Here is a 23,294-nt window from a genome sequence, read left to right on the forward strand (position 1 = left end):
CACAGCCGCCATAATGAGCACAGCTTTGCGGGTGCAAAAACACCTGCATGAAGCGGATTGCTTTTGCACTCTGTTGTCAGGTCGCCAAACCTGATCGCCGTATGGGCGACGGCGGGACTATAAGCCTCCTACCCAAAACCGCGCAAGGCGTCACAGTAATGGCACAATGCCTCATGCCATGCCAACCCTTGCCGACACATTGGCGATGACCCAACGCATCAAAAACTGAGAACTCCATCATCGGCGCTCTCGCAACCGCTCCACCGTTACCCACAAGGAAGAAATACATGATCAAGTTGTTCTGCAAAGCCGCTGTCGTTCTGTCCCTGGCCACTCTGTTTGGCTGTTCCTCCACGCCGTCGGTAGAGAAGATGCAGGCTGACGTGGCGAACTATTCGCTGCCCAAGGCTGCCGTGGCCGATAAAGGTTTGGTGTACGTCGTGCGCCCTAGCAACGTCGGGATGATGGTGCGGTTCAACGTGTTCCTGGATGACAAGGAAGCCAACTCGGAGATGGGTTACAACCGTGGTAACCAGTACATCTATTTCTTCGTGACGCCGGGCAAACACGTAATCAGCTCCAAGGCTGAAAACTGGGCGGACATGCCGATCGACGTCAAGGCGGGTGAGGTGGTTTACCTCAAGCAGGAAGTCGAAATGGGCTTCGCCGTAGCGCGCAACAGTCTCAAAACACTGAGCGAAGTCGAAGGCCGTTACTTGGTGAAAGATGCTTCCTTGGGCACCATTGCCAAAGAAAGCAAATGAGTTGAAGCCCGTCTGTCGGCAGGGCCAAGTCCTGCCGGCAGCTACTCATTCACTGCAAACATTAAGGGACTGATGTGAAAAACCTACTCTTCATTCTCCTCACCACCCTCATCCTCGGCGGTTGCGTCAGCCACCCCCTCACCCCCGAAAACCGCGCGCAGATCAAGACGGTAAAAGTCCTGCCCGTGAAGTGGGAAAAGAACATGGTGTATTTCGGCCGCGAACAAGCCTGGGGCGCGGCCCTGGGTGCCGGAGTGGGTGCGGGTGTTGGCATGGCCAGCGGCGCGTCCAAGGTGGGGACTGCGGCCTTGAGCGGCGCCGGTTTGGCTGGCGGCATGAAGCTTGGGCAGCTGGCTGAGATGCCGACTTCGGCGGCGATCCTGACGTTGATCGAAGCGGAAAACATCGATGTGGGTGTGTTGCTCAAGCAGGGCTTTGTCGATGCACTGGGCAAGACCTCGACGCTCAAGGTGGTCGGCGACGATGAACCTGCCGATGCGCAGATCCAGCTGACCGTGTCCGAGTGGGGCTTTCGCCTGACCCAGGGGTTCAGCAGCGTGATTTATCCCACCCTCAGCGTGTTAGCGCAGATGAATCGCGGCGATGAAATGATCTGGCGCACCTTTGAAACGGTGACGCCATTCAATGGCCAGAACGTTTATGGCTACACGCCGCTGACTTATCGCACCGACCCTGAAGCCTTGCGCCGGGCGCTAACCGGGATTACGCAGATATCTGCGCAGTATCTGGTGAAGGAGCTTAAGTAAGCCTGGCGGTGATGTGGCGCTGTTGGTGGTGCAACGCCCAGGCAGCGTGTTCTGGTTGGTCGCGTTATCGTTGACGATTTTCGCGAGCAAGCTCGCTCCTACAGGGTTGGCGGTGTCAGGGCGTGCAGCTTTGGCTTTGAACATTTTGTGTATCCCAGTGTCTTTACCCCGCCCACCCGCAATCGGTCGGGCTGCATGGACTGCAGCGTTTTCAAATGACATTAAGGATTGATGTGAACCTATTCCCCTTACGGCCCCTATTTGCCATCGCCCACGGTGCGCGTGCCTGCGCCTGGGATTCGGAAGGGCGGCCGCCAGGGGAGTCATTCGGATCGAGTGATACTTTCGTTCAGCACACCTACTCCGCCGGGCCTCTTGGCGGTTTTGACCTGTAGTTCATGGAGTTTGAAATGAAGCGCAAGCAGTTCCAGAAAAGTCTGTTGGCAATCATGGTCGGCGCAATCAGCACCCAGGTGCTGGCCGTGGAGTTCGACCTGGGTCAGGGCAAGAATATTTGGGCCAGTGAGACGTTCAACGAGCCCGTGACCATTACCGGCAAGTTTTCCGAGGTGGTCAATTCCGGCACCACTGACCCTGCCGGACTCGGATTCGTAAACACCCACATTCAAGGCTCGCTGATCAACCGCGCAGACATTACGCTGGACTCACAGGGAAACACCATTCGCGCCATCGCCATCGACCCGATGTTCTGGTCTGGTCCTTCCGGTCTGAACCCCGGCACAATCACTGGGGATGTGGTTCAGGCGGGCAATATCCTGATGACCCATGGCGCCTATGAAGGGCTTGAAATCGGCGCTACCACCATTGGCGGCAGCGTTATCAACTCCGGCACCATCCGTTCCACGCCGCCGGTGAGCGCCGAGCCCTTTCCCTTCTACCTAGGCGGTGGCGAGGGTATTTACCTGCACGGCACCACGGTTGCCGGTGACGTTTCCAACACTGGCGTGATTGATATGGCCGGCCCGGAAGCGATCGGCCTGGTCCTCGACGTCAACAGCGGCACGCCGACCACCATCGGCGGCAAGCTGCTCAACTCGGGCTCGATTATCGCCACAGGTGATGGCGCCTGGGGTATGGAGGTTGAAACCGCTACCAACCCCCTGCGCATCGAAAACAGTGGCCTGATTTCCGCCAACGGCAATGAAGCCAAGGGCCTGACGTTTTACGCGGGCACCGTCGATTACATCCTCAACACCGGCACCATTGAAGCCAAGGGCGCGTCGGCCAATGCCTTCGACCTGTCCGGCGCCAGCTTTGCGCAGAACAGTGCCGCCGGTGCGCGCGGTATCGTCAACCGTGGCCTCATCACCGCCGACGGCACCGCGATCCAGGTGAGTGCGGCTGAGCAGTTCTCGCCGTTCGAAATCAACCAGCAAGCCGGCGAAATCCGCAGTAACGCTGGCACCGCCGTCGACGCCGCCAACCTGGCGACGCTGAACTGGACCGGTGGCAAAATCACCGGCGACCTGCTCAACCTCAACGCCGTCAACGTCGACGGCCAGGCGGGTTTTACCGGCAGCCGTATCATCGCGCCGGTGTCGGTCAACTCGGGTTCGCTGAACCTCTCCGCGCCCGGCACCGCCATCACCGGCAACCTCAATGTGGCCAGCGGCGCAGGTCTTGATATGCACCTGGCCGACAGCGTGGTGCCGACCACGCCGTACCTCACCGTCAACGGCACCGCCAACCTGGCCCAGGCTTCCAGGCTGACCGTCAGCGCCAACCCTGGCGACTTCGCGGCGCCTAAAGGCGGTACGCAATACACCTTGCTGCAAGCCACCAATGTGCAGAACAACGGCGTGGCGGTGGCGAGTGCGTCGTCGTTGCTGGACGTGCTCAGCTACTCGGCCGATGCGCAAACGGTCAAGGCCGTGGTGGCGGTGAAAAGCGATCAGCAAGTGCAGCAGGACCTGGCAGGTGTCGGCACCGGCGCGGCAGCGGCCACGGCGGTCAACAGCTTCAAGAATGGCGTGCTGAGCAACCTCAGCCAGGACGATCAAGTCTTCCAGACCCTGGCCAACGCAGGCACCGCGCAGCAACTGGCGCAAGTCGGCGACCAACTCGCCCCGGACGTCAACCGTGGCGCCCTCGACGTGGCGCTGTCGGGGCAGACCGTGGTCAACGGTGCGATCTTCAATCGCCTCACCGACCAGCGTGAAAGTCACCAAACCGGTGGCGTGTGGGTACAGGGCCTGAGCAGCAACATGGACCAGGACGGTCGCGGCGGCAATAACGGTTACTCGGCCAACAGCAGCGGCATGGCGGTAGGCGTGGATGGCCGTGTGAACGACACCACTACCTTGGGTGTGGCGTACAGCTACCTCAATTCGAATATCCATTCGGACCTTGGCAACAAGACCGACGTCGAGGGCCACGCGCTGTCGCTGTATGGCAACTGGGCGCTGCAGAACTGGTTCGTGGATGGCAGCCTCAGCTACGGCCACAACGAGAATGACAGCAAGCGCCACGTCGCGGGCACCACGGCCAAGGGCAGCTACGACAGCAATGTGTTGTCGGCCAGCGTGATCGGCGGCTACAGCTTCAAGCCGTCCCAGGCGGTGGTGATCGAGCCCCGCGTGGCGGCGCGCTATGCCAACGTGCGCATGGATGGCTACACCGAGAAAGGCTCGTCGGCGGCCTTGAGCACGGGTTCGCAGCGTTATGAAGTGGGTGAGTTGGGTGCCGGTGTACGCCTGGCAGGCAACCTGCCGATGGGCGCTGGCGTGCTGCAGCCGGAAGCGACCTTGATGGCCTACCACGACCTGATGGGTGACCGCGTGGCGCAAACCTCCAGCTTCGTGGCGGGTGGTTCGGCGTTCACCGTGACGGGTGCTTCGGTCGCGCGTGACAGCTATGAAGCCAGTGTGGGCGTGAACTACCAGGTTTCGGACTTCACCGTCGGCGCCAGCTACACCCGCCAGGCACGCAGTGGTTTTGACGCCGACGGCGTCATGCTCAAGGCGCGCTACGCCTTCTAACCCCAATGTGGAAGGGGGCTTGCCCCCGATAGCAATGGCCCAGCCAATCACGCATTGACTGACCCACCGCCATCGGGGGCAAGCCCCCTCCCACATTTGGTTTTGCGTGAATCCGTCAGCACAACTTGCGCTGTACGGCCTCAACCCGCGTAGTTGGGACCTGCCGCTAATCTACTGTGGGAGGGGGCTTGCCCCCGATAGCAATGGCCCAGCCAATCATGCATTGACTGACTCGCCGCCATCGGGAGCAAGCCCCCTCCCACATTTGGATTTGTGTAGATCCGTCAGAACAACTTGCGCTGCACAGCTTCATCCAGCGTGCTGCGCGTCAGCGCCTCTACCACTTCCCGGGTGTCTGCCTGGAACGGGATGCCCACGATCAGCACCAGGTGCATCCAGGTGCGTACCGACTCGCTCTTCTTGACCCGGCCCAATTCCTTGCCGTCTTTGTCCTTGAACACGGTTTCCAGGGTGAAGGTGTTCTTGGCCGTGGACGGGATGATGAAGAAAGTTGCGCCGGTGATAATCGCCGAGGCCATGCTGAACTGTTCGTTGTTGTACAGGGTGGCGTCGGCGTAGATGTCCGAGTCAACCTTGTCAGTGCTCACCCGTGCAAAGCGGTTGGACTGGCGGAACCCATCCGCCACGGCTTTTTCCCACAGGGCGGCGGGTGCGCCGGCAGCGGCGTTGGCGGGGCCGCCGTTGACCTGGTTCAGCCCGGTGGTGCGCACGTACGCCGTAGGTTTCTGCGCGGGCGCGTTGGCGGTCGGTGGCCAGGTCTGTACCGGTGGAAGTTCGTGTTGCGAGTAGGACACGCAGCCTGTCAGCAAGACGGCCGCGAGTACCAGGCTGTGCTTGATCAATCCTTTCATGTGGGGCTTCCTTGAGCTTACGGTTTGGCCAGTTTGGCGGTGGCGGTGTCGAGCAGTTGCGCGACCAGTTCATTCAGTTGCTTGGCGCCCATGGTCGGGGCCCAATATTCGCGACCGTAAAGGCCCACGTTGCGCTCAAACTTGACCTCTTGTTTGCTGCTGGCCAGTTCCTTGCCGTCGCGGTCGACGATCACCAGGTCGCCGGCCAGGTCGAAGGTGTCGACGTAGATCGGGCCGTTGACCCAGATCCAGATCGTCAACGTCAGCAATGCGCCGGGCACATAACCGGGGTGCACGCCGCGGTGACCCTTGAGAGAGGTCATGTTGAACTTGAGCGAAACATCCTGCTCACCCAGGCGCACCGGGTACTCGGTGACCTGCTTGAAGTAACCGGCGGTGCGCACGTACTGGTTGAGTTGCAGCGTCAACGAACGGCTGATCGCGGTTTTGTTGGCGTCGTTGATGTCAGCGGCATTCACCGTCACATCAGCGATTTGCGCGCTGCGCGGGCTGCTGACAGAAGCTTGGTGTAACGGGGCGCCGATAGGGCCGGTGACGGTGTAGGACACACAGCCAGTCATCGACAGTGCGGCAACGAGGGCGGCTGCCCGCAAGAGGATTTTCAACACGCAATATCCCTATTAATGAATGAACCAGGTCAGGGTCTCGGCACATCGGCTCAGAACTTTAGCCAGATGCGGTTTTGCCCCCTCAGCAAATCCCACTCATCACTTAAATCTGCGTTTATTCAAAACACCTTGAGAACCGCTCTCAACCCCGTAAAATGCCGCAGCCGTTGCGGCACGACAGATTCAGGGATGAATGCAGACGCACGTGTTTCCCTCCTTGAAATTGCCGCAGCCCTGCGCTCTGCCGATTTCTCACTTTAGGAGCAACACGTGAAGACACCCTTCAAAATCCTGCTGTCGGGCCTCACCGCCGCAGCGCTGTTGACCGTGGCCGGTTGCGCCACCGAGAGCAACCGCGCCATGCCGGTGGAGCAGGTCGCCAGCGCCAGCGTGGCCTATTCCGGCGTGCGCGTGCCGATCGCCGTGGGCAAGTTCGACAACCGCTCCAGCTACATGCGCGGCATCTTTTCCGACGGCGTCGACCGCCTTGGTGGCCAGGCCAAGACCATCCTCATCACCCACTTGCAGCAGACCAACCGCTTCAGCGTGCTGGACCGCGACAACATGGGCGAAATCTCCCAGGAAGCCAAGATCAAAGGCACTGCACAGAAGCTCAAGGGCGCTGACTACGTGGTGACTGGCGATGTGACCGAGTTCGGCCGCAAGGAAACCGGCGACCGCCAGCTGTTCGGCATCCTCGGCCGTGGCAAGACCCAAGTGGCCTACGCCAAAGTCGCATTGAATATCGTCAACATCAGCACCTCCGAAGTGGTGTATTCCACCCAGGGTGCCGGTGAGTACGCGCTGTCCAATCGTGAAGTGATTGGCTTCGGCGGCACCGCCAGCTACGACTCTACCCTCAATGGCAAGGTCCTGGACCTGGCCATGCGCGAAGCGATCAACCGGTTGGTGGACGGCATCAACGCCGGCGCCTGGAACCCGCGTAACTGATCAGCCACACCACAAGGAGCAGTACACGGATGAGCAAGGCAGTGAAATTGGCACTGACGCTGGCAGCAATCGCGGCGGTAACCGGGTGCCAGACGGCGCCCCAACCCCTGTATCAATGGGAAAGCTACCAGCCGCAGGTTTACGAATACTTCAAGGGTGAGCCCAAGGAAGCGCAGGTGGAAGCACTGGAACGCGATCTGCAGAAGATCAACGCCAGTGGCCGCAAGGCGCCGCCGGGTTACCACGCGCACCTGGGCATGCTGTACATGAACATGGGCAAGGATGACCAGATGGTGCAGGAGTTTCGCACCGAGAAGGCGCTGTTCCCTGAGTCGGCGGCCTACATGGACTTTCTGCTGAAAAACGCCAAGACCGGAGTCGCCACCAAATGAGCCTGTTAAAACTCACCGGCGCCTTGCTGGCCCTGGCTTTGCTCGGCGGCTGCGCGGCGCCCAAGACGTTCGATTATTCGGCGTACAAACAGGCGCGGCCCAAGTCGATCCTGGTGCTTCCGCCGATCAACGAATCGCCGGAAGTGCAGGCGTCCTACAGCCTGGTTTCGCAAGTGACCTACCCGTTGGCCGAAGCCGGCTACTACGTGCTGCCTATCGCCCTGGTGGACGAAACTTTCCGCCAGAACGGCCTGACCACCGCCAACGATATCCAGGGCGTACTGCCGGCCAAGCTGCATGACATCTTCGGTGCCGACGCCGCGCTGTACATCACCGTCAGCGAGTACGGCACCAAGTACATGCTGATCTCCAGCGACACCTCGGTCACCGCCTCGGCCAAACTGGTGGACCTGCGCACCGGCACCACCCTGTGGACCGGCACGGCGCGTGCGTCGAGCGAGGAGGGCAACAACAACAGTGGCGGCCTGGTAGGGATGCTGATCACGGCGGCGGTCAAGCAAGTGATCAACAGCTCCACCGACGCGGCGCACCCGATTGCCGGTATCACCAGCGCACGGTTGCTCTCGGCCGGACAGCGCACCGGGATCCTGTACGGCCCGCGCAATCCGAAATACGGCACGGACTGAAGTAACCTTTTCTTCAGGCAATGAAGATCAAATGTGGGAGGGGGCTTGCCCCCGATAGCTTAGTGTCAGCCACTGCATCTGGTAGCTGACCCCCCGCCATCGGGAGCAACCCCCCTCCCACACTGATTCTGCTGTCATCTAAATCGCACCCGTTAACCCGAACCCCCCACCCCCCGCGTCTGACCTTGTGAACGGACTATTCACTCACGAGGCTCAACCCATGTCCCATTCTCCAGTTCTCCTGCGCTCGGCTACCCAAGGCGTTGCCGTTACCTTGCTGATGGCGCTGGCCGGGTGTGGCGTGTCGTCCTCCCCTGAGCTGGCCCAACCGGCTACCCCGGTGGCCGAACTGCAAAGCGCGCCGGCCCAGGGCGCCGTGGCAAAGCGCATGGCGATGCCGGCACCCATGAGGATGCAAGAAATGGCGGTGATGGCTGACCGCAGCGAACCCCACGAGCAATACGCCAACCTGCCCGACAACCCGGTGCATCGCGTCACCGAAACCCCGGTCTCCACCTTCAGCGTGGATGTCGACACCGGCAGCTACGCCAACGTAAGACGCTTCCTCAACCAAGGTCGCCTGCCGCCCGAAGGCGCTGTGCGACTGGAGGAAATGGTCAACTACTTCCCCTATGACTACGCGCTGCCAACCGATGGCTCACCGTTTGGCGTCACCACCGAAGTCGCCGCCACGCCGTGGAACCCCCGTTCAAAACTGTTGCGCATCGGCATCAAAGCTTCTGACCGCGCTGTGGCGCAACTGCCGCCGGCCAACCTGGTATTCCTGGTGGATGTGTCCGGCTCCATGGACCGTCGCGAAGGCTTGCCGCTGGCAAAAAGCACCCTGAAATTGCTGGTGGACCAACTGCGCGATCAGGATCGCGTATCACTGGTGGTCTACGCCGGTGAATCCCGCGTGGTGCTCAAGCCCACGTCCGGGCGCGACAAAACCAGCATCCGCAACGCCATTGACCAACTCACCGCCGGCGGCGCTACCGCTGGCGCGTCCGGTATCGAACTGGCCTACCAGATGGCCCGCGAAGGGTTCATCGACAACGGCATCAATCGCATCCTGCTGGCCACCGACGGTGACTTCAACGTGGGCATCAGCGACTTCGACAGCCTCAAGCAAATGGCTGTGGAGCAGCGTAAAAGCGGGGTTTCGCTGACCACCCTCGGCTTCGGTGTGGACAACTACAACGAACACCTGATGGAGCAACTGGCCGACGCCGGCGACGGCAACTATGCCTACATCGACAACCTGCGCGAAGCCCGCAAGGTGTTGGTAGACCAACTCAGCTCGACGCTGGCGGTGGTGGCGCGCGACGTGAAATTGCAGGTGGAATTCAACCCCGCGCAGGTCAGTGAGTACCGTCTGCTGGGCTATGAAAACCGCGCCTTGAAGCGTGAGGATTTTAATAACGACAAGGTCGATGCCGGCGAAATCGGCGCCGGGCATACGGTGACGGCGCTGTACGAAATTGTTCCAAAGGGCGAGAAGGGCTGGTTGGAGCCTTTGCGCTACGCCAGCGCGCCTGCGGCTGAGGGTAAATCCACTGAACTGGCAATGGTGCGCGTTCGCTACAAGCCTGCTGCGGGCGGTGACAGCCGCTTGATCGAGCGAGCCGTCGAGCCCACCACCGCCAAGCCCAGCGACGACCTGCGCTTCAGCGCCGCCGTGGCCGCGTTCGCCCAACAACTCAAGGGCGATGGCCGCTACACTGGCAGCATGAATTTGCAGGACACCGCGGCACTGGCGCGCTCAGCCCGCGGCGACGACCCGTTCGGCCTGCGCAACGAGTTCGTGCAACTGGTCGAACTGGCCCAAAGCCTCAAACCCTGACCTCGAACGCAACATTGTCCAATGTGGGAGGGCAAGCCCTAATGCCAGTCAGTTAAGCGAACGGGGCTCACTGTAGGAGCGAGCTTGCTCGCGAAAAACGTCCAGGCGACGCGTTCATTCTGGATAAACGCGGTGGCTTTGAGTTCTTCGCGAGCAAGCTCGCTCCTACAAAAAGCCTTAACTGACTGGCATTAGGGCAAGCCCCCTCCCACAGTTAATCCTGCTTCGGCTGACAGAAAGGAGTCACCCCACAGTATGGCCGTCCCAGATGACCCACCCAGCGACGAATCGCTGCTGGCCCGCTACCGAAGCGGTGACGCCAGCGCATTCGAAGCCTTGTACGCACGGCACCGCCAAGGCCTGTACCGCTTCCTCGTGTCCCTGTGCAACAAAGCGGAGCTTGCCGAGGAAATCTACCAGGACACCTGGCTCAGCCTGATCCGCAGCAACACCCAGCCACAGGGCAGGGCGAGTTTTCGTACATGGTTGTTCCAGATTGCGCGCAACCGCCTGATCGACCACTGGCGCAAGCACGGCATTCACAACCCGCTGCATGACAGCTACGACGAGCAGCTGCACGCCCAGGCCGACGACAGCGCCGGCCCCGAACAACACCTGAGCCTGAGCCGCGACCAGGCGCGCCTCGACGCCGCCGTGCAGGACCTGCCCGAAGACCAGCGCGAAGTCTTCCTGCTGCGCCTGCACGGCGAGCTCGAAGTCCCGCAAATCGCCACCCTCACCGGCGCCCCGCTGGAAACCGTGAAAAGCCGCCTGCGCTACGCCCTGCAAAAACTGCGGCGCCTGCTGGCCGAGGAGGTAACCGTATGACTGACACCCGACCCACCCCAGACGACGAACTGCTCCAGCACTACCGTCAACACAGCACCGGCGAACCGCCCGCGTCCCTCGACGCCTTCATCCTCAACACCGCCCGCCGCGAAGCCCCGACACCGCAACCGAACCTGTGGCAACGCTGGCTGCACGCCTGCCAACGCCCACGCTGGCAAATGGCATTCGCCACCGTCGCAGGTTTAGCGCTGATGATCGGTGTCATCACCCGCTCCCCCGTGCCGCAGCCGAACGTCTCCACCGCGACATTCTCCGCCCTGCGCCACGAAGAGGCCGCCCAGCCAGCGCCGCAAGCGTTTTCCGCACCCGCGCCAATGGCCCGAATGGCTGCGGCCCCCAGGCTTGAACGTGCACCGGCTCAAGCTGAAACCGCAGATGCAATGGCGGCCCCGCCAGCGGTAAAGCTCAGCAAGGCCGCGCCGGTGGCATTGCCGTCTTTGGAGCAGGAGCTGCAGGCGATCGTGAAGCTGCGTGAGGTGGGAGAGAGCAAGGCGGCTGATGAGAAGCTGCTGGCGCTGCATAAGCGCTTTCCGGAGGAGGATTTGCCGGAGAGGTTGGAGGCGTTGCGGAAGCGTTGAAGTGACAGCCACAAAAAAAGCCCCAGGTCTTTCGACCTGGGGCTTTTTTATTCATATCTGGTGCACCCGGCGGGATTCGAACCCACGACCCCTGCCTTCGGAGGGCAGTACTCTATCCAGCTGAGCTACGGATGCTTGTGCGGGCGACATCATACCCATGTCGACCAGATGCGTCCATTCCGGCGTTTTGGCTGCCACTGTTAGATCTTTCCGGTCAAAAAATGGCCGACTGCCAGCATTATTCACAACTCCCCGCGCTGTACGTCCCTTTGTTTGCTTTGCTCTTGTGGCTTTGAACCGCTTCCACGCCGCCATTCCCCCAGGTGAACGCATGCATTCCAAAGGAACCGTGATGCTCGATCTCCCGTTCAGACAGACCCTGCTTGCCCGCTCCGATTTGTTTCGAGGTATGCCGGAGCCCCTTTTGCGCTATGTCGCCACCCATATGGTGGAGCGCGTATTGGATGATCGTGAGCTGTTGTATTTCAAGGACGACACGCTCGAGTTCATTGCGTTGGTGGTGGAAGGCCGTATTTATTCGGTAGTGCATGGGCCGGACGGTCGGGAGCAGATCATCGGCAGTACGGGGGTGGGGCAGGTGGTGGGGGAGACGGCGTTGATCAAGGACCATGGTCGCGAGTCGTCGACCTTTGCCAGTGGCCCGACGCGTTTGTTGCAGTTGGGCAGCCGCCATTTTGCCGTGCTGTTCGAGGAGCCGGTGTTCCTGCGGCGTTTGCTGATGCTGATGATGGTGCGTTTGCTCCACGCCATCGAGTTGCTTGAGCTGGTGTGCCTGCATCGATTGGAGTCGCGTTTGGCGCGGTTTCTGTTGGCGAATATGAGCGATATCGACCTGGCGCTGGCCATGCCCAGTGTGTCGTTGCCCGCGAGCCAGGGGGTGTTGGCGTCGATGCTCAATACCAGCCGGCCCAAGCTCAATGTGCAGTTGCAACTGTGGCGCCGCACTGGCGTGATCAGCGGCAATCTGGAGCGCATGGTGATCAACGATCTGGAGCATTTGCGGCGCAAGGCGTTTGCTGTGAATTAATCGTTGCGGTGTTCCCCAGGTAACAGCGTGCCCCTGTCGAGCCCTCGCACACTGGCCCTTCATCAAGGATGCACAGGAGTGCTGGCGATGGGGATGACTATTGGGTTCAAGGGCTTTAGCGGCGCCGATGATCACTTGTTCGAAGCGAGTTGGCGCGCCGTGCATGGCGAGCTCAGGCGCCGCGCCTTGCGGCGGGCCAAGGGCAATCAGGATCAGGGCCAGGAGTGGCTGTCGGCCACGGCGATCAAGGCCCTTTTGTTTTTTCGGCGCTCGCCGGAGCGTATTCGCGACCCCCAGGGGTTTCTGTTTCTGGTGCTCGATCATGTGTTTCTCGACAGCGTGCGGCGTAGCAAGCGCGAGGGGCGGCTGTTCGATGATTCGGTGGATCTTGAGCACGATCACCTGGCCGCGCTTGCCGCGCCCTGCGCTTCGGTGCTGGAGCGGGTGGAATGCTATGAGCGCCTGGAACAGGTCAAGGCGCAGGTGGCGCGGTTGCCGATGTTGCAGCAGCGCTTGTTCGAGATGCGCTTTGTCGACGACCTGCCGTATCCGCAGATTGCCGCCGAGTTGCAGGTGAAGCTGCCGCTGGTGCGCAAGCGCGTGCAGCTGCTGCGCAGTGCCTTGCGCTGAGTGTGATTCACAGACCCTGGCGCGGAGCGTTCTAGTTGTATGAGCGCGTCCCGCCGCCACTATTCACGCCCAACCCTGGGTGAATGCCATCAAGGAGAGATGTATGACAGAGGTCAACAGTCAGATCACCGACGCGGTCACCCAAACCAACGTGAAGGTGGTGGCGGAAGCGCCGGCCCAGGCCATTGCGTCGCTGTACCAGGTGGCCAGCAGCGCGGCGGGCCTGTCGTTGCAGAACGCGGTCAACAGCCAGCAGGCGATGAACCAGATTTCCAATGCGGTCATCTCCAAGGCCGTGGCGCTGATCATGCAGATTGGCGAGAAGGGCTGAGGCCTGGGGAGAGCGATCATGTCGTGGTTCAGCAGAAAGAAACCCGCCGCCCCTCAAGCAACGCCCGCCGCCGACCCGCCTGCACCGGCGCCTGCCGCCCCGGCCCCGCGCTCGGTCATGGCGCGCATGAACGAGCATTGGCTCAATCAGGTGAGCGCGCCGTCGTCCGACAGCACGGCGGCCCTCAACAGCCAGATCGTGCAGGCGGTGCAGTTCACCAACTCGCAGAACTTCGCCTATGCCCCGGCGCAGATCGCGGTGCCGGCCGACATGATGATCAGCCAGGCGGCCGGGTTGGTGGCGCAGGCGGCGGCGGGGTACTTCGACGGGGTGAGCAAGATCGCCTTGGCGGCCCAGGCCGTGCTGCTCCAGCAAATGACCGAGAACATCGTCAATAACAACCTGCCGGGCGCCGCCGAAGACGCCTTGGGCGCCCTGGCCACCGACCTGCTGGTGGGCGCCGCTGCCGCGGTGGCCGCCGCCGCCGGGGCGATGGAAGCCGAGGCGGCCAGCGTGGCCATCGACAAGATCGACCAGAGCATCGCCAAGTACGCGAGCACCCTGGCCAACCGGGCCGCGCCAGCGGCCTGAACCGAGCACTGCGTTCCAGCGTTCTGCTGGAACGGTGCAACAGCAACTTGAAAACAACTTTTCTTGAGTGAGGAGCGACATCATGCAGCCTGGGGATATTATTTTTTCGGTAAAACAAGATGACGACAGCGCAACGCGGGCGTTCATCAAAGCCGGCCAACTGGTCAAGGCCAAGGTGTTCTCGCAGGACACGACCTACCTGAACGTGGTGCATCCGGCCATTGCGGTAAGCGACACACTGGTGATCGAAAGTGTCGGCAGCGGCCTGGCCCTGACCGACCTGAGCCTGGAAAAACCGCCACGCTCGGCGATGGTGTTTTCCTGTGCGGACATAGAGCTGGGCGAGGCGGCGACGGTGGCTGCCAAGCAGTTCTACTTCGACAAGATCGGTGGTGACATCCGTGGCCGCTACAGTGTGTGGAGCGCGATGATCTCGGCCTTCCGGCGCTGGACTTCCGATACCAGCCTGGTGACGCGGATCAATGAGTCCATCGACATCGGCAGCGGTTCCTTCTGTTCGCAGTTCGCGGCCAACTGCTATGAAGTGGGCAACCTCTACAACGAGGCCAATCTAGTGCCGCCACCACCTGCCATTTTCCCTCATCAGCCCAGCGCTATCACACCTGCGGAGTTGGCGACCTTCTGTGACTCCTCGCCTTACTTCTATTTCTCGGGCTTCTGGCAGGACAACGTTGAGGTGCGGCTTTAGCGGGGCTGTTGCCGTTAAGCCATTGCCGCAGGAGATTGAAATGCAGCCACCGGTGCTGTCCACCGTTGATCGCCAGCGACTGGAGTCGATGCTGCGCAACCCGCAGATCTTCGCCGGAACGCCCCAAGCCATCGTCGACGAAACCCTCAAGCGCGCCAGCCAGGTGCTTGAGCAATCGAAGGCCAACGAGCACGCGCTCAAGACCGCCGCCGAGCAGCGTGACGCGGCGCTACGCCAGGTGCTGGACGGCGCGGCTCCGGATCGGAACGCGCAACGCAAGGAAGTGCAGGCACTGCTCCAGGGCTTGATCACACAGATCGAAGCTGCGTTGAAACCCGCTGTAAAACCCTGAGCATCAGCGCTTCACAGCCTCCGTTTCGCAACGTTCATTCATGAACACGGAATGCACCGTGTACTAAATAAGGAAATTGATCATGGCATTTGTCAGCGAACAAATTACCGACGCAGTCACCCAGACCAACGTCAAAGTGGTGGCCGAATCGCCAGCGATGGCGATGAGCACCATCTACCAGTCGATGGCGCAGGCCACCGCGATTCTGTTCCAGAACGCGGTATCGGCCCAGCAGCAGCAAAACACCCTGGCCCAGGCGGCCACCAACCAGGGCGTGATGCAGATCTACAGCGTCGACACCACCGCAGGCGCCGCCGCTACCGAAAAAGTCGCCCAGGGCGGCGTGTCGGATAACCTCACCAGCCTGTTGACCGTGCTCAAGTCGTTCCAGTCTTAAGCACCGCGCCATAACGGATGTTGTTCTTTCGAAAACCAGGAGTTTCAACCATGAGCACAGTCAGCCCGCAAATCACCGATGCCGTCACCCAGACCAACGTCAAGGTCGTTGCCGAATCGCCAGCGATGGCCATGAGCACGATCTATCAATCCATGGGCCAGGCCACAGCGATCCTGTTCCAGAACTCGGTCTCGGCCCAGCAGCAGCAAAACACCCTGGCCCAGGCGGCCACCAACCAGGGCGTGATGCAGATCTACAGCGTCGACACCACCGCCGGCGCCGCCGCTACCGAAAAAGTCGCCCAGGGCGGAGTGGCCGACAACCTGACCAGCCTGTTGACCATCCTCAAATCCTTCCAGCCGTAAGCCGCAAGGCCCAGACACCCCCGGTGGCCGCAAGGCGCCGGGGGTGTTGTCGTTTGATCCGAAAATTGGGCCAAATGCGTCGTTTACGTTCTTTTTTTCGAACAGACTATTGCCCCTTCCCCCCATTGATCCTAGGATTCGTTTGAGATTTCAAACGCCCTGTCTCCGTGCGCGCTTTCTTGATCTTGCGCAGCGAGGCCGATTTCCCTGACGGCAGCCCCCCACAAGGCGCCTTTCAACAACTCTAATTCGCTCCGCGCGCGCGCGGTGCTGTTAAGGAAAGCCGACATGCAGCTTAAAGACACCCAGTTGTTCCGCCAGCAAGCCTTTATCGATGGCGCTTGGGTCGATGCGGACAATGGTCAAACCATCAAGGTCAACAACCCGGCCACGGGCGAAATTCTCGGCACCGTGCCAAAGATGGGCGCCGCCGAAACCCGCCGCGCCATCGAAGCCGCCGACAAGGCCCTGCCGGCCTGGCGTGCCCTCACCGCCAAGGAGCGCGCCAACAAGCTGCGCCGCTGGTTTGAGCTGCTGATCGAAAACCAGGACGACCTTGGCCGCCTGATGACCCTCGAACAAGGCAAGCCGCTGGCCGAAGCCAAGGGCGAAATCGTCTACGCCGCCTCCTTTATCGAGTGGTTCGCCGAAGAAGCCAAGCGCATCTACGGTGACGTGATCCCCGGCCACCAGCCCGACAAGCGCCTGATCGTGATCAAGCAGCCAATCGGCGTGACCGCGGCCATCACACCCTGGAACTTCCCTGCGGCGATGATCACCCGCAAAGCCGGCCCGGCCCTGGCCGCCGGTTGCACCATGGTGATCAAGCCCGCTTCGCAAACCCCGTTCTCGGCCCTGGCCCTGGTTGAGCTGGCACACCGCGCCGGTATCCCCAAAGGCGTGCTGAGCGTGGTCACCGGCAGCGCCGGCGACATCGGCGGCGAGCTGACCAGCAACCCGACTGTGCGTAAATTGTCCTTCACCGGCTCCACCGAAATCGGTCGCCAGTTGATGGCCGAATGCGCCAAGGACATCAAGAAGGTCTCCCTGGAGCTGGGCGGCAACGCGCCGTTCATCGTGTTCGACGACGCCGACCTGGATAAGGCCGTCGAAGGCGCGATCATCTCCAAGTACCGCAACAACGGCCAGACTTGCGTGTGCGCCAACCGCCTGTACATCCAGGACTCGGTGTACGACGCGTTTGCCGAAAAACTTAAAGTGGCCGTGACCAAACTGAAGATCGGCAACGGTCTGGAAGAGGGCACCACCACGGGCCCGCTGATCGATGAAAAAGCCGTGGCCAAGGTGCAGGAACACATCGCCGACGCCCTGAGCAAAGGCGCCAAGTTGCTGGCCGGTGGCAAGGTGATGGAAGGCAACTTCTTCGAGCCGACCATCCTCACTGACGTGCCGAAAAACGCCGCCGTGGCCAAGGAAGAAACCTTTGGCCCACTGGCGCCGCTGTTCCGCTTCAAAGACGAAGCCGAAGTGATCGCGATGGCCAACGACACCGAATTCGGCCTGGCGTCGTACTTCTATGCACGCGACCTGGGCCGTGTATTCCGCGTGGCCGAGGCGCTGGAATACGGCATGGTCGGCGTCAACACCGGGTTGATCTCCAACGAAGTGGCGCCGTTCGGCGGCATCAAGGCGTCGGGCCTGGGCCGTGAAGGGTCCAAGTACGGGATCGAGGATTACCTGGAAATCAAATACCTCTGCCTGGGCATCTGACCGGTAAGGGATTGCAGTAAACGCAGAGGGCACGAGAGCGCTGTCCCTTTGCGTGTTTCACACCGTTATTCGTAGTGGCCGGGAAAGCTGTGGCAGTCGATCATCGCATGCTGCCGTAGTTGCCTCCCCGCCACGTATTCCTTGAACAACGCCACCCGATGAGTGGCGAATGAGGACTTTATGAGCAAGACCAACGCATCCCTGATGAAACGCCGCGAAGCCGCTGTACCGCGCGGTGTTGGCCAGATTCACCCGATCTTCGCCGAATCGGCGAAGAACGCCACCGTGACCGACGTTGAAGGTCGCGAGTTCATCGACTTCGCCGGCGGTATCGCTGTGCTGAACACCGGCCACGTGCACCCGAAAATCATCGCCGCCGTGACCGAGCAGTTGAACAAGCTGACGCACACCTGCTTCCAGGTGCTGGCCTACGAGCCCTACGTCGAAGTCTGCGAAAAAGTCGCGGCCAAGGTGCCCGGTGATTTCGCCAAGAAAACCCTGCTGGTCACCACCGGTTCCGAAGCGGTGGAAAACGCCGTGAAAATCGCCCGCGCCGCCACGGGCCGTGCCGGCGTGATCGCCTTCACCGGTGCTTACCACGGCCGCACCATGATGACCCTGGGCCTGACCGGCAAAGTCGTGCCTTACTCGGCCGGCATGGGCCTGATGCCAGGCGGCGTGTTCCGTGCGCTATACCCGAACGAACTGCACGGTGTGAGCGATGACGACGCCATCGCCAGCATCGAGCGTATCTTCAAGAACGATGCCGAGCCGCGTGATATCGCTGCGATCATCATCGAGCCGGTGCAGGGTGAAGGCGGTTTCTACGTCGCGCCGAAAACCTTCATGAAGCGCCTGCGCGAACTGTGCGACAAGCACGGCATCCTGCTGATCGCCGACGAAGTGCAAACCGGTGCCGGCCGTACCGGGACCTTCTTCGCCATGGAACAGATGGGCGTTGCCGCCGACCTGACCACCTTCGCCAAATCCATCGCTGGCGGCTTCCCGCTGGCCGGTGTGTGCGGCAAGGCTGAATACATGGACGCCATCGCCCCAGGCGGCTTGGGCGGCACCTATGCCGGCAGCCCGATTGCCTGCGCTGCCGCCTTGGCGGTAATGGAAGTGTTCGAAGAAGAGCACCTGCTGGACCGCTGCAAGGCCGTCGGCGAGCGCCTGGTGACCGGCCTCAAGGCCATCCAGGCCAAATACCCGGTGATCGGCGAAGTGCGTGCCCTGGGCGCGATGATTGCCGTGGAGCTGTTCGAAGATGGCGACAGCCACAAGCCGAACGCCGCCGCTGTTGCCGCCGTGGTGGCCAAGGCGCGCGACAAGGGCCTGATCCTGCTGTCCTGCGGTACCTACGGCAACGTGTTGCGCGTACTTGTGCCGTTGACTTCCCCGGACGAGCAGTTGGATAAAGGTTTGGCAATCATTGAAGAGTGCTTCTCCGAGCTTTAAGCCCAGGGTTGTGTCGATAAAAAAACCCGCCTCGGCGGGTTTTTTTGTGCCGGGTGAATCACCTTCAGGCGTTGTTTGGCTTAATCAACGAGCACTACACCGATCAACGGCACGATCAACACCGTACTGATCGCCATAGCCAATACGTTGCCGATGTAGGGGTGCAGGTAGCCAGGCAGGCGCCCGGCAATCGCGCAGGCCAACGGCGGGGCGATCAGCGCGCCCAGTATTGCGCTGGCTACAATCACGGTCGGGTTGCCGCCATAGGTCAACACAGCCGCGGGCACCACCGACACCAGGGGCACATAGGTCGGGTACCAGCCACGCTCACGCCATTGCCGGCGCCACAGAATAATGCCGATGAGTGAGGTCAGCGCTTGGCCTGCAATCAGGTGTGGCAACCATCCAGACCCATAAGCGGGGCTCAGGGGATTCAATGCGTAGGCCAGCAACACCCCCGCGAGCAAACCCAGGCTGGCCCACTCATTGCCAAAGAACGGCGCTTCGGAAAAGTCCGCCAACACCCGACGTAACGTCCAGCGTATACCGTAGTCAGGTATTTTCTGGGCGGCGACGGGAGCGGTGCTGGCCTTGGTTTCAGCAGCACGGCTGACCAGCACCGGCAGTGCACGGCACAGTAAAAACGCCACCACGCTGCCTAACGCCATGCCCAATACGTTGCCAATCACCACCGGCAAACCCAGCGGAATGCACAGGTAGTTGACCAGCAACAGGCAGCTCGGCGTCACCAGAAGCGCGCCGAGCAAGGCGCCATTGAGCGTGACCTTCCATCCCCCGCCAAACAGCAGCACCATGGCCGCCGGCAGCGAAACAAAGGCGGCAAACGTGGGCTGCCAGGCGTCCGCCGTCAGGGTCCAGCCCCACATCGCGTTGCTCAGCAGCAGGCCGAGCAATGAACTGGTCACCAGCCACGGCCAGAGCCCCGTGCCGTAGGCGATGCTGAAGCCTTGCCAGGCTTGAGCGTAACGGCTGGTCCAGTAACCGAAAGCGCCACCGAGCAGCAGGCCGAGTGACGCGAACTCGTGTTTGTAGAAGGCTACTTCGCTGATATCGCCGACCACCCAACGCAACCACGCTGTCGGGCTGGGCAGGCTGGCCATCATGTCGTCGTAGCTTGGCCAGAGCTCCGGCGCCGAGGTGGAGTGAGCCACTGACAGTCCGGTGAGCGACACCGCCAGGGTGAGCGAGGCCAGGACCAGGATGACAAGGTGGCGAACAGATGAGTCTGATGACAGTTTTTTTGTCGGTAGGAAATCCATGGTCGCACCCCCCATCAGCGTGGCAGGCACGGGTGAAGGCGGTAACCGAGCATCCCGTCATACAGGTCGCTGCGACGATCCCGTTGCAGGTCATTGAGGCTGTTCCAGATCGGCGCGCTGCGGGCGCTGGAGAGGTCGATGTCGGCGTAAATAATCGCCTGCTCATTGGGTGAGGCGACCTTGCCGATAGGCCAGCCGTTGGTGCCGGCAATCAATGAACACCCAAGGTAGCGCGCGTCCTGTTCTTCGCCGATGCGGTTGGCGGCAGCAATGAACACGTTGTTGACGTGGGCAGCCGTCATGGTCAGGTACGAGGCCATGCATTTGCCGGCTTCGTCGAACAGCGGTGGCGGGGTCCACACCCAGTTATTCAGGCTGCAAATGATATCGGCGCCCTGCTGGGTCAGGATGCGTGGGACTTCGGGGAACCAGATGTCCCAGCAGATCAGTAGGCCTATGCGGCCTATGGGTGTTTCAAACACTGGGAATCCAAGGTTGCCAGGGCTGAACCAGAGCTTTTCCTTGTTCCAGAGGTGGGCTTTGCGGTATTTGCCAATCAGGCCGTCGGGGCCCAGCAGCACGGCGGTGTCGAACAGTTGCATGCCGTCACGTTCAGCCAGGCCTGCCACGAGATGCACCTGGTGAGACTGGGCGAAATCCATCCAGGCCCGTACGCTCGGACCGTCTGGAACGGGTTCGGCATGCAGATAGGCATCCTGGCGATTGTTGAATAGATAACCGGTGTTGGCCAACTCCGGCAGCACAATCAGATTGGCGCCATTGTTCACCGCTTGCAGGGCAAGGCTCAGGCTGGTTTCCAGGTTGGAGGGGCGATTGTGGGTGCCGACTTGCGGATCAAATTGCACAACGGCGACGCGTACGGGACTCGTGGACTCGTTCATGGTGCAGACCTCTTATTGTTATGAGCCCACCGGAATAGGTGGGCGTTTAATAGGAAGTCTTTTTTGTTTATGCGTCAGTAGGCTGTTTCCGCTTGAGTCGTAGGCAGCTGCTGTATTGACGGCTGCCCCTGGTACTGCGGGTACTCATCCAGGGTAAACCCCCCGTTGAACGCGGCTTGGGTGGTATTGCAAAGGTTGATCACGGCGTCGATGGCGCCGCGCAGGCACGGCTCGGTCCACCCTGAATCCACGGAAAACGATTCGCCGGCCAAATACAGACCGCAAATATGGGCATAGTCGCGGTTGTATTGCATCAAGCTGACAGCGTCGTAGTAAGTCCCCGCGCGATAGAGCTTGGCGCACCCTAGCGCGCTCTTGTCGGTCATCCAGCGTTGGACAATGGCGTTTTGTGTATCGATGTAGGGCGATATCGGCGCTTTGATATTGGCGCTGCGTAACAGGATGCGGTCCAGTTCCGTGACGCACTTGTTGACCAGTGTTTGGTCGTCAAAAGAGGCCAGTTTGGTCGCGTCATCCTCCCAGGTGTAACTGAGCAAGATGCAGTCATAGGGATAGGCGTCGTGGTAGCGATAGGTGTACACATCGTGGATAAAACTGTCGGTGACCATGATCTGGGGAATTTTTCTGTTGTTCGACAGGAAGCTTTTCTTGAGCGGCGCGTAGACCTTGCAGCTGGTTTCCCAGTGGGCGGTTTTGTAGGCATTGATGATGGAATACGGCAGCATGGCCTGGCTGAAATTTTCCAACTGAATGTGTGTTTCGATAATCCAGGACGGCAGGGTCATGATCACTGCATCGAAGTCTTCATGGCGTTCGGCTTTACCAGTAGGGCTGCTGGCGTGCCAGTCATAGGTCACGCGGGTTTGGCCGTTTTCAAGCTTGGTCAAGCGAGTCACTGAGGTATCGGTGAGAAAGCCCTTCCCGCGTTCTCGGCAGTGGTCGTAAAAGGACTGGCCGTTGACTTTGGTTTCCATAAACAGCAGGCACTCATCCAGCGCTGCCAGCCCCAGATAACGCGGCGCGTCGAATGACAAGTCATTGCAGTCTTTGAGGCTGGTTTGCCCCAAGTACGGTGACGGAGCGGGATTGCCGTTAATGCCGACGCGCCCATGCACCAGTTGTAATTGACTGCTGAAGCCGAAGATCGCCGTGCGTAAAGGGTAAAGGCAGCACACGTCATAAAACGCCCCCCAACTGCCATCGCCGATACCGATGGAATAGAACAGGGTGGACTCCTCCCGGGTCATGCCGAGCCCGCCAAAGTCCTCAGGAATATGGGCGTTCCACGTAACACTTGCCAACGTTGCCAAATCACGGAAGGACAGGCGCTGGTAACGCGCCACGATGGCGGCCCATACGGATTCCCACTGCGGCGTGCCATAGATCTGCGCGACTTGGCGCGTCATCTGATCTGCAAAATGGCGCCACTTGGCATACACCTTTTGCAATTTTTCTGTTGGCGGCGGTGTGTGACCCTGCGGGTTTTTCCAGATAAGCATTTGCGGCTCTGGCTGCCCCTCAAGTAGCCCTTCATGCAGGTAAATGCCGGTGCTGCGCACATGGGGTGTGCCCGGGTTAGGGAAGTCCGATAGCTGCAGTTCGAAGCGTTTGCAGTAGTAGGCCAACAGCGATTGACCGTCCAAAGGCGACTCACCGGCCTGGTTGAACATCGGCATGCGCATGGCGCCCATTTCGAAGGGGGTCTGACCCAGCAGTGGCGATTGGCTGGAGTTGAGCGCCGATAGGTGACGCCCTCCAATGCGGTGAGACTGTTCCAGCAATGTGACGTTTTTGAATCCGCACCGGAGCAATTCCCGCGCGGCGGTCAAACCGGTGATGCCCGCGCCGACGATGCAGATTTTGTAATCGGGTTGGGTTGCCTGGGCGATGCCAAAGTCGTGTTCGACCAATTTCCGATAGTTGAAGCACAAGTCCGGAGGGCTCGGGAAACGGCCTCGCCATGAGGAGGGCGCGTGGGCTGGCAGATGCGTGGCGACTAAGGCGGGGTAATCGTAGGTGGATCCGATGGTCATGGTTCACGCTCCAGTGTCTGGCCGGTCGTGAGCAATGACCGGCGGCAATGGAGGGTGAATTTAGTGACACGAGGAGGGGCCAGGGTGGTACATCGTTGTGGGGAGACTGGCGTCAGATGTAGCGCGGGCATGCAATCTTTCGACGGTGGCCCCGC

Annotated in this window: 24 protein-coding genes and 1 tRNA gene; 19 read left to right on the plus strand and 6 right to left on the minus strand. The window is 60.8% G+C overall.

The features are described from left to right. Positions 1-371: 371 nt before the first annotated feature. From C4J94_RS00855 to C4J94_RS00865, 3 genes are all read left to right on the plus strand, one after another. Positions 372-764 (plus strand): DUF2846 domain-containing protein, encoded by a 393-nt coding sequence (locus C4J94_RS00855; RefSeq protein WP_177413417.1) that lies wholly within the window; start codon positions 372-374, stop codon positions 762-764. 74 nt (positions 765-838) lie between these two features. After that, positions 839-1,531 carry a hypothetical protein gene (locus C4J94_RS00860; RefSeq protein WP_124384571.1) on the plus strand — a complete coding sequence of 231 codons (693 nt, stop codon included), beginning with the start codon at positions 839-841 and terminating at the stop codon, positions 1,529-1,531. A 410-nt stretch (positions 1,532-1,941) separates the two neighbouring features. Continuing rightward, positions 1,942-4,530: an autotransporter outer membrane beta-barrel domain-containing protein gene (locus tag C4J94_RS00865; protein ID WP_124384572.1), complete on the plus strand. Its 2,589-nt coding sequence runs from the start codon at positions 1,942-1,944 to the stop codon at positions 4,528-4,530. A gap of 284 nt (positions 4,531-4,814) precedes the next feature. Here the strand turns inward: C4J94_RS00865 and C4J94_RS00870 are convergent, their stop codons facing one another. Together C4J94_RS00870 and C4J94_RS00875 are read right to left on the minus strand one after the other, a co-directional pair. Continuing rightward, on the minus strand, positions 4,815-5,402 hold the full coding sequence (locus tag C4J94_RS00870) for a hypothetical protein (RefSeq protein ID WP_124384573.1): 588 nt from the start codon (positions 5,400-5,402) through the stop codon (positions 4,815-4,817). A gap of 17 nt (positions 5,403-5,419) precedes the next feature. After that, positions 5,420-6,031 (minus strand): hypothetical protein, encoded by a 612-nt coding sequence (locus C4J94_RS00875; protein WP_124384574.1) that lies wholly within the window; start codon positions 6,029-6,031, stop codon positions 5,420-5,422. Positions 6,032-6,301: 270 nt separating this feature from the next. Between C4J94_RS00875 and C4J94_RS00880 the strand changes: the two genes are divergently transcribed. The 6 genes from C4J94_RS00880 (at position 6,302) to C4J94_RS00905 (ending at position 11,291) form a co-directional block, all read left to right on the plus strand. Further along, positions 6,302-6,982, plus strand: coding sequence for a CsgG/HfaB family protein (locus tag C4J94_RS00880; protein ID WP_124384575.1), 681 nt, complete (start codon positions 6,302-6,304; stop codon positions 6,980-6,982). A gap of 29 nt (positions 6,983-7,011) precedes the next feature. Beyond that, positions 7,012-7,374: a DUF4810 domain-containing protein gene (locus C4J94_RS00885; protein WP_124384576.1), complete on the plus strand. Its 363-nt coding sequence runs from the start codon at positions 7,012-7,014 to the stop codon at positions 7,372-7,374. Beyond that, positions 7,371-8,021, plus strand: coding sequence for a DUF799 domain-containing protein (locus C4J94_RS00890; RefSeq protein ID WP_124384577.1), 651 nt, complete (start codon positions 7,371-7,373; stop codon positions 8,019-8,021). The genes C4J94_RS00885 and C4J94_RS00890 overlap by 4 nt, the downstream gene beginning before the upstream one ends. A gap of 220 nt (positions 8,022-8,241) precedes the next feature. Next, positions 8,242-9,864, plus strand: coding sequence for a VWA domain-containing protein (locus C4J94_RS00895; RefSeq protein ID WP_124384578.1), 1,623 nt, complete (start codon positions 8,242-8,244; stop codon positions 9,862-9,864). Between the two features lie 255 nt (positions 9,865-10,119). After that, positions 10,120-10,692: an RNA polymerase sigma factor gene (locus C4J94_RS00900; protein ID WP_124384579.1), complete on the plus strand. Its 573-nt coding sequence runs from the start codon at positions 10,120-10,122 to the stop codon at positions 10,690-10,692. After that, positions 10,689-11,291, plus strand: a complete 603-nt coding sequence (locus tag C4J94_RS00905) for a hypothetical protein (protein WP_124384580.1) — start codon at positions 10,689-10,691, stop codon at positions 11,289-11,291. Before C4J94_RS00900 ends, C4J94_RS00905 begins: the two co-directional genes overlap by 4 nt. Before the next feature lie 58 nt (positions 11,292-11,349). Here the strand turns inward: C4J94_RS00905 and C4J94_RS00910 are convergent. Further along, positions 11,350-11,426: transfer RNA gene (locus C4J94_RS00910), tRNA-Arg, on the minus strand. A 196-nt stretch (positions 11,427-11,622) separates the two neighbouring features. Here C4J94_RS00910 and C4J94_RS00915 point away from each other — a divergent pair. The 10 genes from C4J94_RS00915 to gabT all read left to right on the plus strand — a co-directional run bounded on the left by C4J94_RS00915 (position 11,623) and on the right by gabT (position 18,903). Continuing rightward, positions 11,623-12,339, plus strand: a complete 717-nt coding sequence (locus C4J94_RS00915) for a Crp/Fnr family transcriptional regulator (RefSeq protein WP_124384581.1) — start codon at positions 11,623-11,625, stop codon at positions 12,337-12,339. Between the two features lie 87 nt (positions 12,340-12,426). After that, on the plus strand, positions 12,427-12,969 hold the full coding sequence (locus C4J94_RS00920) for an RNA polymerase sigma factor (RefSeq protein WP_177413437.1): 543 nt from the start codon (positions 12,427-12,429) through the stop codon (positions 12,967-12,969). A gap of 103 nt (positions 12,970-13,072) precedes the next feature. Beyond that, entirely contained in the window at positions 13,073-13,300 is a 228-nt protein-coding gene (locus tag C4J94_RS00925; RefSeq protein WP_003187543.1) for a RebB family R body protein, read from the plus strand. 18 nt (positions 13,301-13,318) lie between these two features. Beyond that, positions 13,319-13,891 (plus strand): hypothetical protein, encoded by a 573-nt coding sequence (locus tag C4J94_RS00930; RefSeq protein WP_124384583.1) that lies wholly within the window; start codon positions 13,319-13,321, stop codon positions 13,889-13,891. Positions 13,892-13,973: 82 nt separating this feature from the next. Beyond that, a complete protein-coding gene (locus C4J94_RS00935; protein ID WP_124384584.1) occupies positions 13,974-14,600 on the plus strand; it encodes a hypothetical protein in 627 nt (208 codons plus the stop codon). A gap of 40 nt (positions 14,601-14,640) precedes the next feature. Beyond that, positions 14,641-14,952, plus strand: coding sequence for a hypothetical protein (locus tag C4J94_RS00940; protein WP_124384585.1), 312 nt, complete (start codon positions 14,641-14,643; stop codon positions 14,950-14,952). Between the two features lie 82 nt (positions 14,953-15,034). After that, positions 15,035-15,349 (plus strand): RebB family R body protein, encoded by a 315-nt coding sequence (locus tag C4J94_RS00945; RefSeq protein WP_124384586.1) that lies wholly within the window; start codon positions 15,035-15,037, stop codon positions 15,347-15,349. 50 nt (positions 15,350-15,399) lie between these two features. Beyond that, a complete protein-coding gene (locus C4J94_RS00950) occupies positions 15,400-15,714 on the plus strand; it encodes a RebB family R body protein (RefSeq protein WP_104995182.1) in 315 nt (104 codons plus the stop codon). Between the two features lie 288 nt (positions 15,715-16,002). Then, entirely contained in the window at positions 16,003-17,445 is a 1,443-nt protein-coding gene (gene gabD, locus C4J94_RS00955; RefSeq protein WP_124384587.1) for an NADP-dependent succinate-semialdehyde dehydrogenase, read from the plus strand. Positions 17,446-17,625: 180 nt separating this feature from the next. Continuing rightward, positions 17,626-18,903, plus strand: a complete 1,278-nt coding sequence (gene gabT, locus C4J94_RS00960; protein WP_124384588.1) for a 4-aminobutyrate--2-oxoglutarate transaminase — start codon at positions 17,626-17,628, stop codon at positions 18,901-18,903. Positions 18,904-18,983: 80 nt separating this feature from the next. Here gabT and C4J94_RS00965 read toward each other — a convergent pair whose 3' ends face one another. From C4J94_RS00965 to C4J94_RS00975, 3 genes are all read right to left on the minus strand, one after another. Next, complete coding sequence (locus C4J94_RS00965; protein WP_164485545.1) at positions 18,984-20,183, minus strand: hypothetical protein; 1,200 nt, start codon at positions 20,181-20,183, stop codon at positions 18,984-18,986. A 14-nt stretch (positions 20,184-20,197) separates the two neighbouring features. Then, positions 20,198-21,085: a nitrilase family protein gene (locus C4J94_RS00970; protein ID WP_124384589.1), complete on the minus strand. Its 888-nt coding sequence runs from the start codon at positions 21,083-21,085 to the stop codon at positions 20,198-20,200. Positions 21,086-21,159: 74 nt separating this feature from the next. Beyond that, a complete protein-coding gene (locus C4J94_RS00975; protein WP_124384590.1) occupies positions 21,160-23,139 on the minus strand; it encodes an FAD-dependent oxidoreductase in 1,980 nt (659 codons plus the stop codon). Between the last annotated feature and the right edge of the window lie 155 nt (positions 23,140-23,294).

This window comes from Pseudomonas sp. R5-89-07 (assembly GCF_003851685.1).
In the GTDB taxonomy this organism is placed as follows: Bacteria; Pseudomonadota; Gammaproteobacteria; order Pseudomonadales; family Pseudomonadaceae; genus Aquipseudomonas.

Excerpts from the sequence above, each read along its gene's own strand:
- C4J94_RS00970 (WP_124384589.1), bottom strand. The coding sequence starts at position 21,085 with ATGAACGAGTCCACGAGTCCCGTACGCGTCGCCGTTGTGCAATTTGAT.
- C4J94_RS00905 (WP_124384580.1), top strand. The coding sequence starts at position 10,689 with ATGACTGACACCCGACCCACCCCAGACGACGAACTGCTCCAGCACTAC.
- C4J94_RS00900 (WP_124384579.1), top strand. The coding sequence starts at position 10,120 with ATGGCCGTCCCAGATGACCCACCCAGCGACGAATCGCTGCTGGCCCGC.
- C4J94_RS00920 (WP_177413437.1), top strand. The coding sequence starts at position 12,427 with ATGGGGATGACTATTGGGTTCAAGGGCTTTAGCGGCGCCGATGATCAC.
- gabD (WP_124384587.1), top strand. The coding sequence starts at position 16,003 with ATGCAGCTTAAAGACACCCAGTTGTTCCGCCAGCAAGCCTTTATCGAT.
- C4J94_RS00950 (WP_104995182.1), top strand. The coding sequence starts at position 15,400 with ATGAGCACAGTCAGCCCGCAAATCACCGATGCCGTCACCCAGACCAAC.
- C4J94_RS00855 (WP_177413417.1), top strand. The coding sequence starts at position 372 with ATGCAGGCTGACGTGGCGAACTATTCGCTGCCCAAGGCTGCCGTGGCC.
- C4J94_RS00935 (WP_124384584.1), top strand. The coding sequence starts at position 13,974 with ATGCAGCCTGGGGATATTATTTTTTCGGTAAAACAAGATGACGACAGC.
- C4J94_RS00885 (WP_124384576.1), top strand. The coding sequence starts at position 7,012 with ATGAGCAAGGCAGTGAAATTGGCACTGACGCTGGCAGCAATCGCGGCG.
- C4J94_RS00965 (WP_164485545.1), bottom strand. The coding sequence starts at position 20,183 with ATGGATTTCCTACCGACAAAAAAACTGTCATCAGACTCATCTGTTCGC.
- C4J94_RS00870 (WP_124384573.1), bottom strand. The coding sequence starts at position 5,402 with ATGAAAGGATTGATCAAGCACAGCCTGGTACTCGCGGCCGTCTTGCTG.
- C4J94_RS00895 (WP_124384578.1), top strand. The coding sequence starts at position 8,242 with ATGTCCCATTCTCCAGTTCTCCTGCGCTCGGCTACCCAAGGCGTTGCC.
- C4J94_RS00930 (WP_124384583.1), top strand. The coding sequence starts at position 13,319 with ATGTCGTGGTTCAGCAGAAAGAAACCCGCCGCCCCTCAAGCAACGCCC.
- C4J94_RS00890 (WP_124384577.1), top strand. The coding sequence starts at position 7,371 with ATGAGCCTGTTAAAACTCACCGGCGCCTTGCTGGCCCTGGCTTTGCTC.
- C4J94_RS00865 (WP_124384572.1), top strand. The coding sequence starts at position 1,942 with ATGAAGCGCAAGCAGTTCCAGAAAAGTCTGTTGGCAATCATGGTCGGC.
- C4J94_RS00925 (WP_003187543.1), top strand. The coding sequence starts at position 13,073 with ATGACAGAGGTCAACAGTCAGATCACCGACGCGGTCACCCAAACCAAC.
- gabT (WP_124384588.1), top strand. The coding sequence starts at position 17,626 with ATGAGCAAGACCAACGCATCCCTGATGAAACGCCGCGAAGCCGCTGTA.
- C4J94_RS00915 (WP_124384581.1), top strand. The coding sequence starts at position 11,623 with ATGCATTCCAAAGGAACCGTGATGCTCGATCTCCCGTTCAGACAGACC.
- C4J94_RS00945 (WP_124384586.1), top strand. The coding sequence starts at position 15,035 with ATGGCATTTGTCAGCGAACAAATTACCGACGCAGTCACCCAGACCAAC.
- C4J94_RS00940 (WP_124384585.1), top strand. The coding sequence starts at position 14,641 with ATGCAGCCACCGGTGCTGTCCACCGTTGATCGCCAGCGACTGGAGTCG.
- C4J94_RS00975 (WP_124384590.1), bottom strand. The coding sequence starts at position 23,139 with ATGACCATCGGATCCACCTACGATTACCCCGCCTTAGTCGCCACGCAT.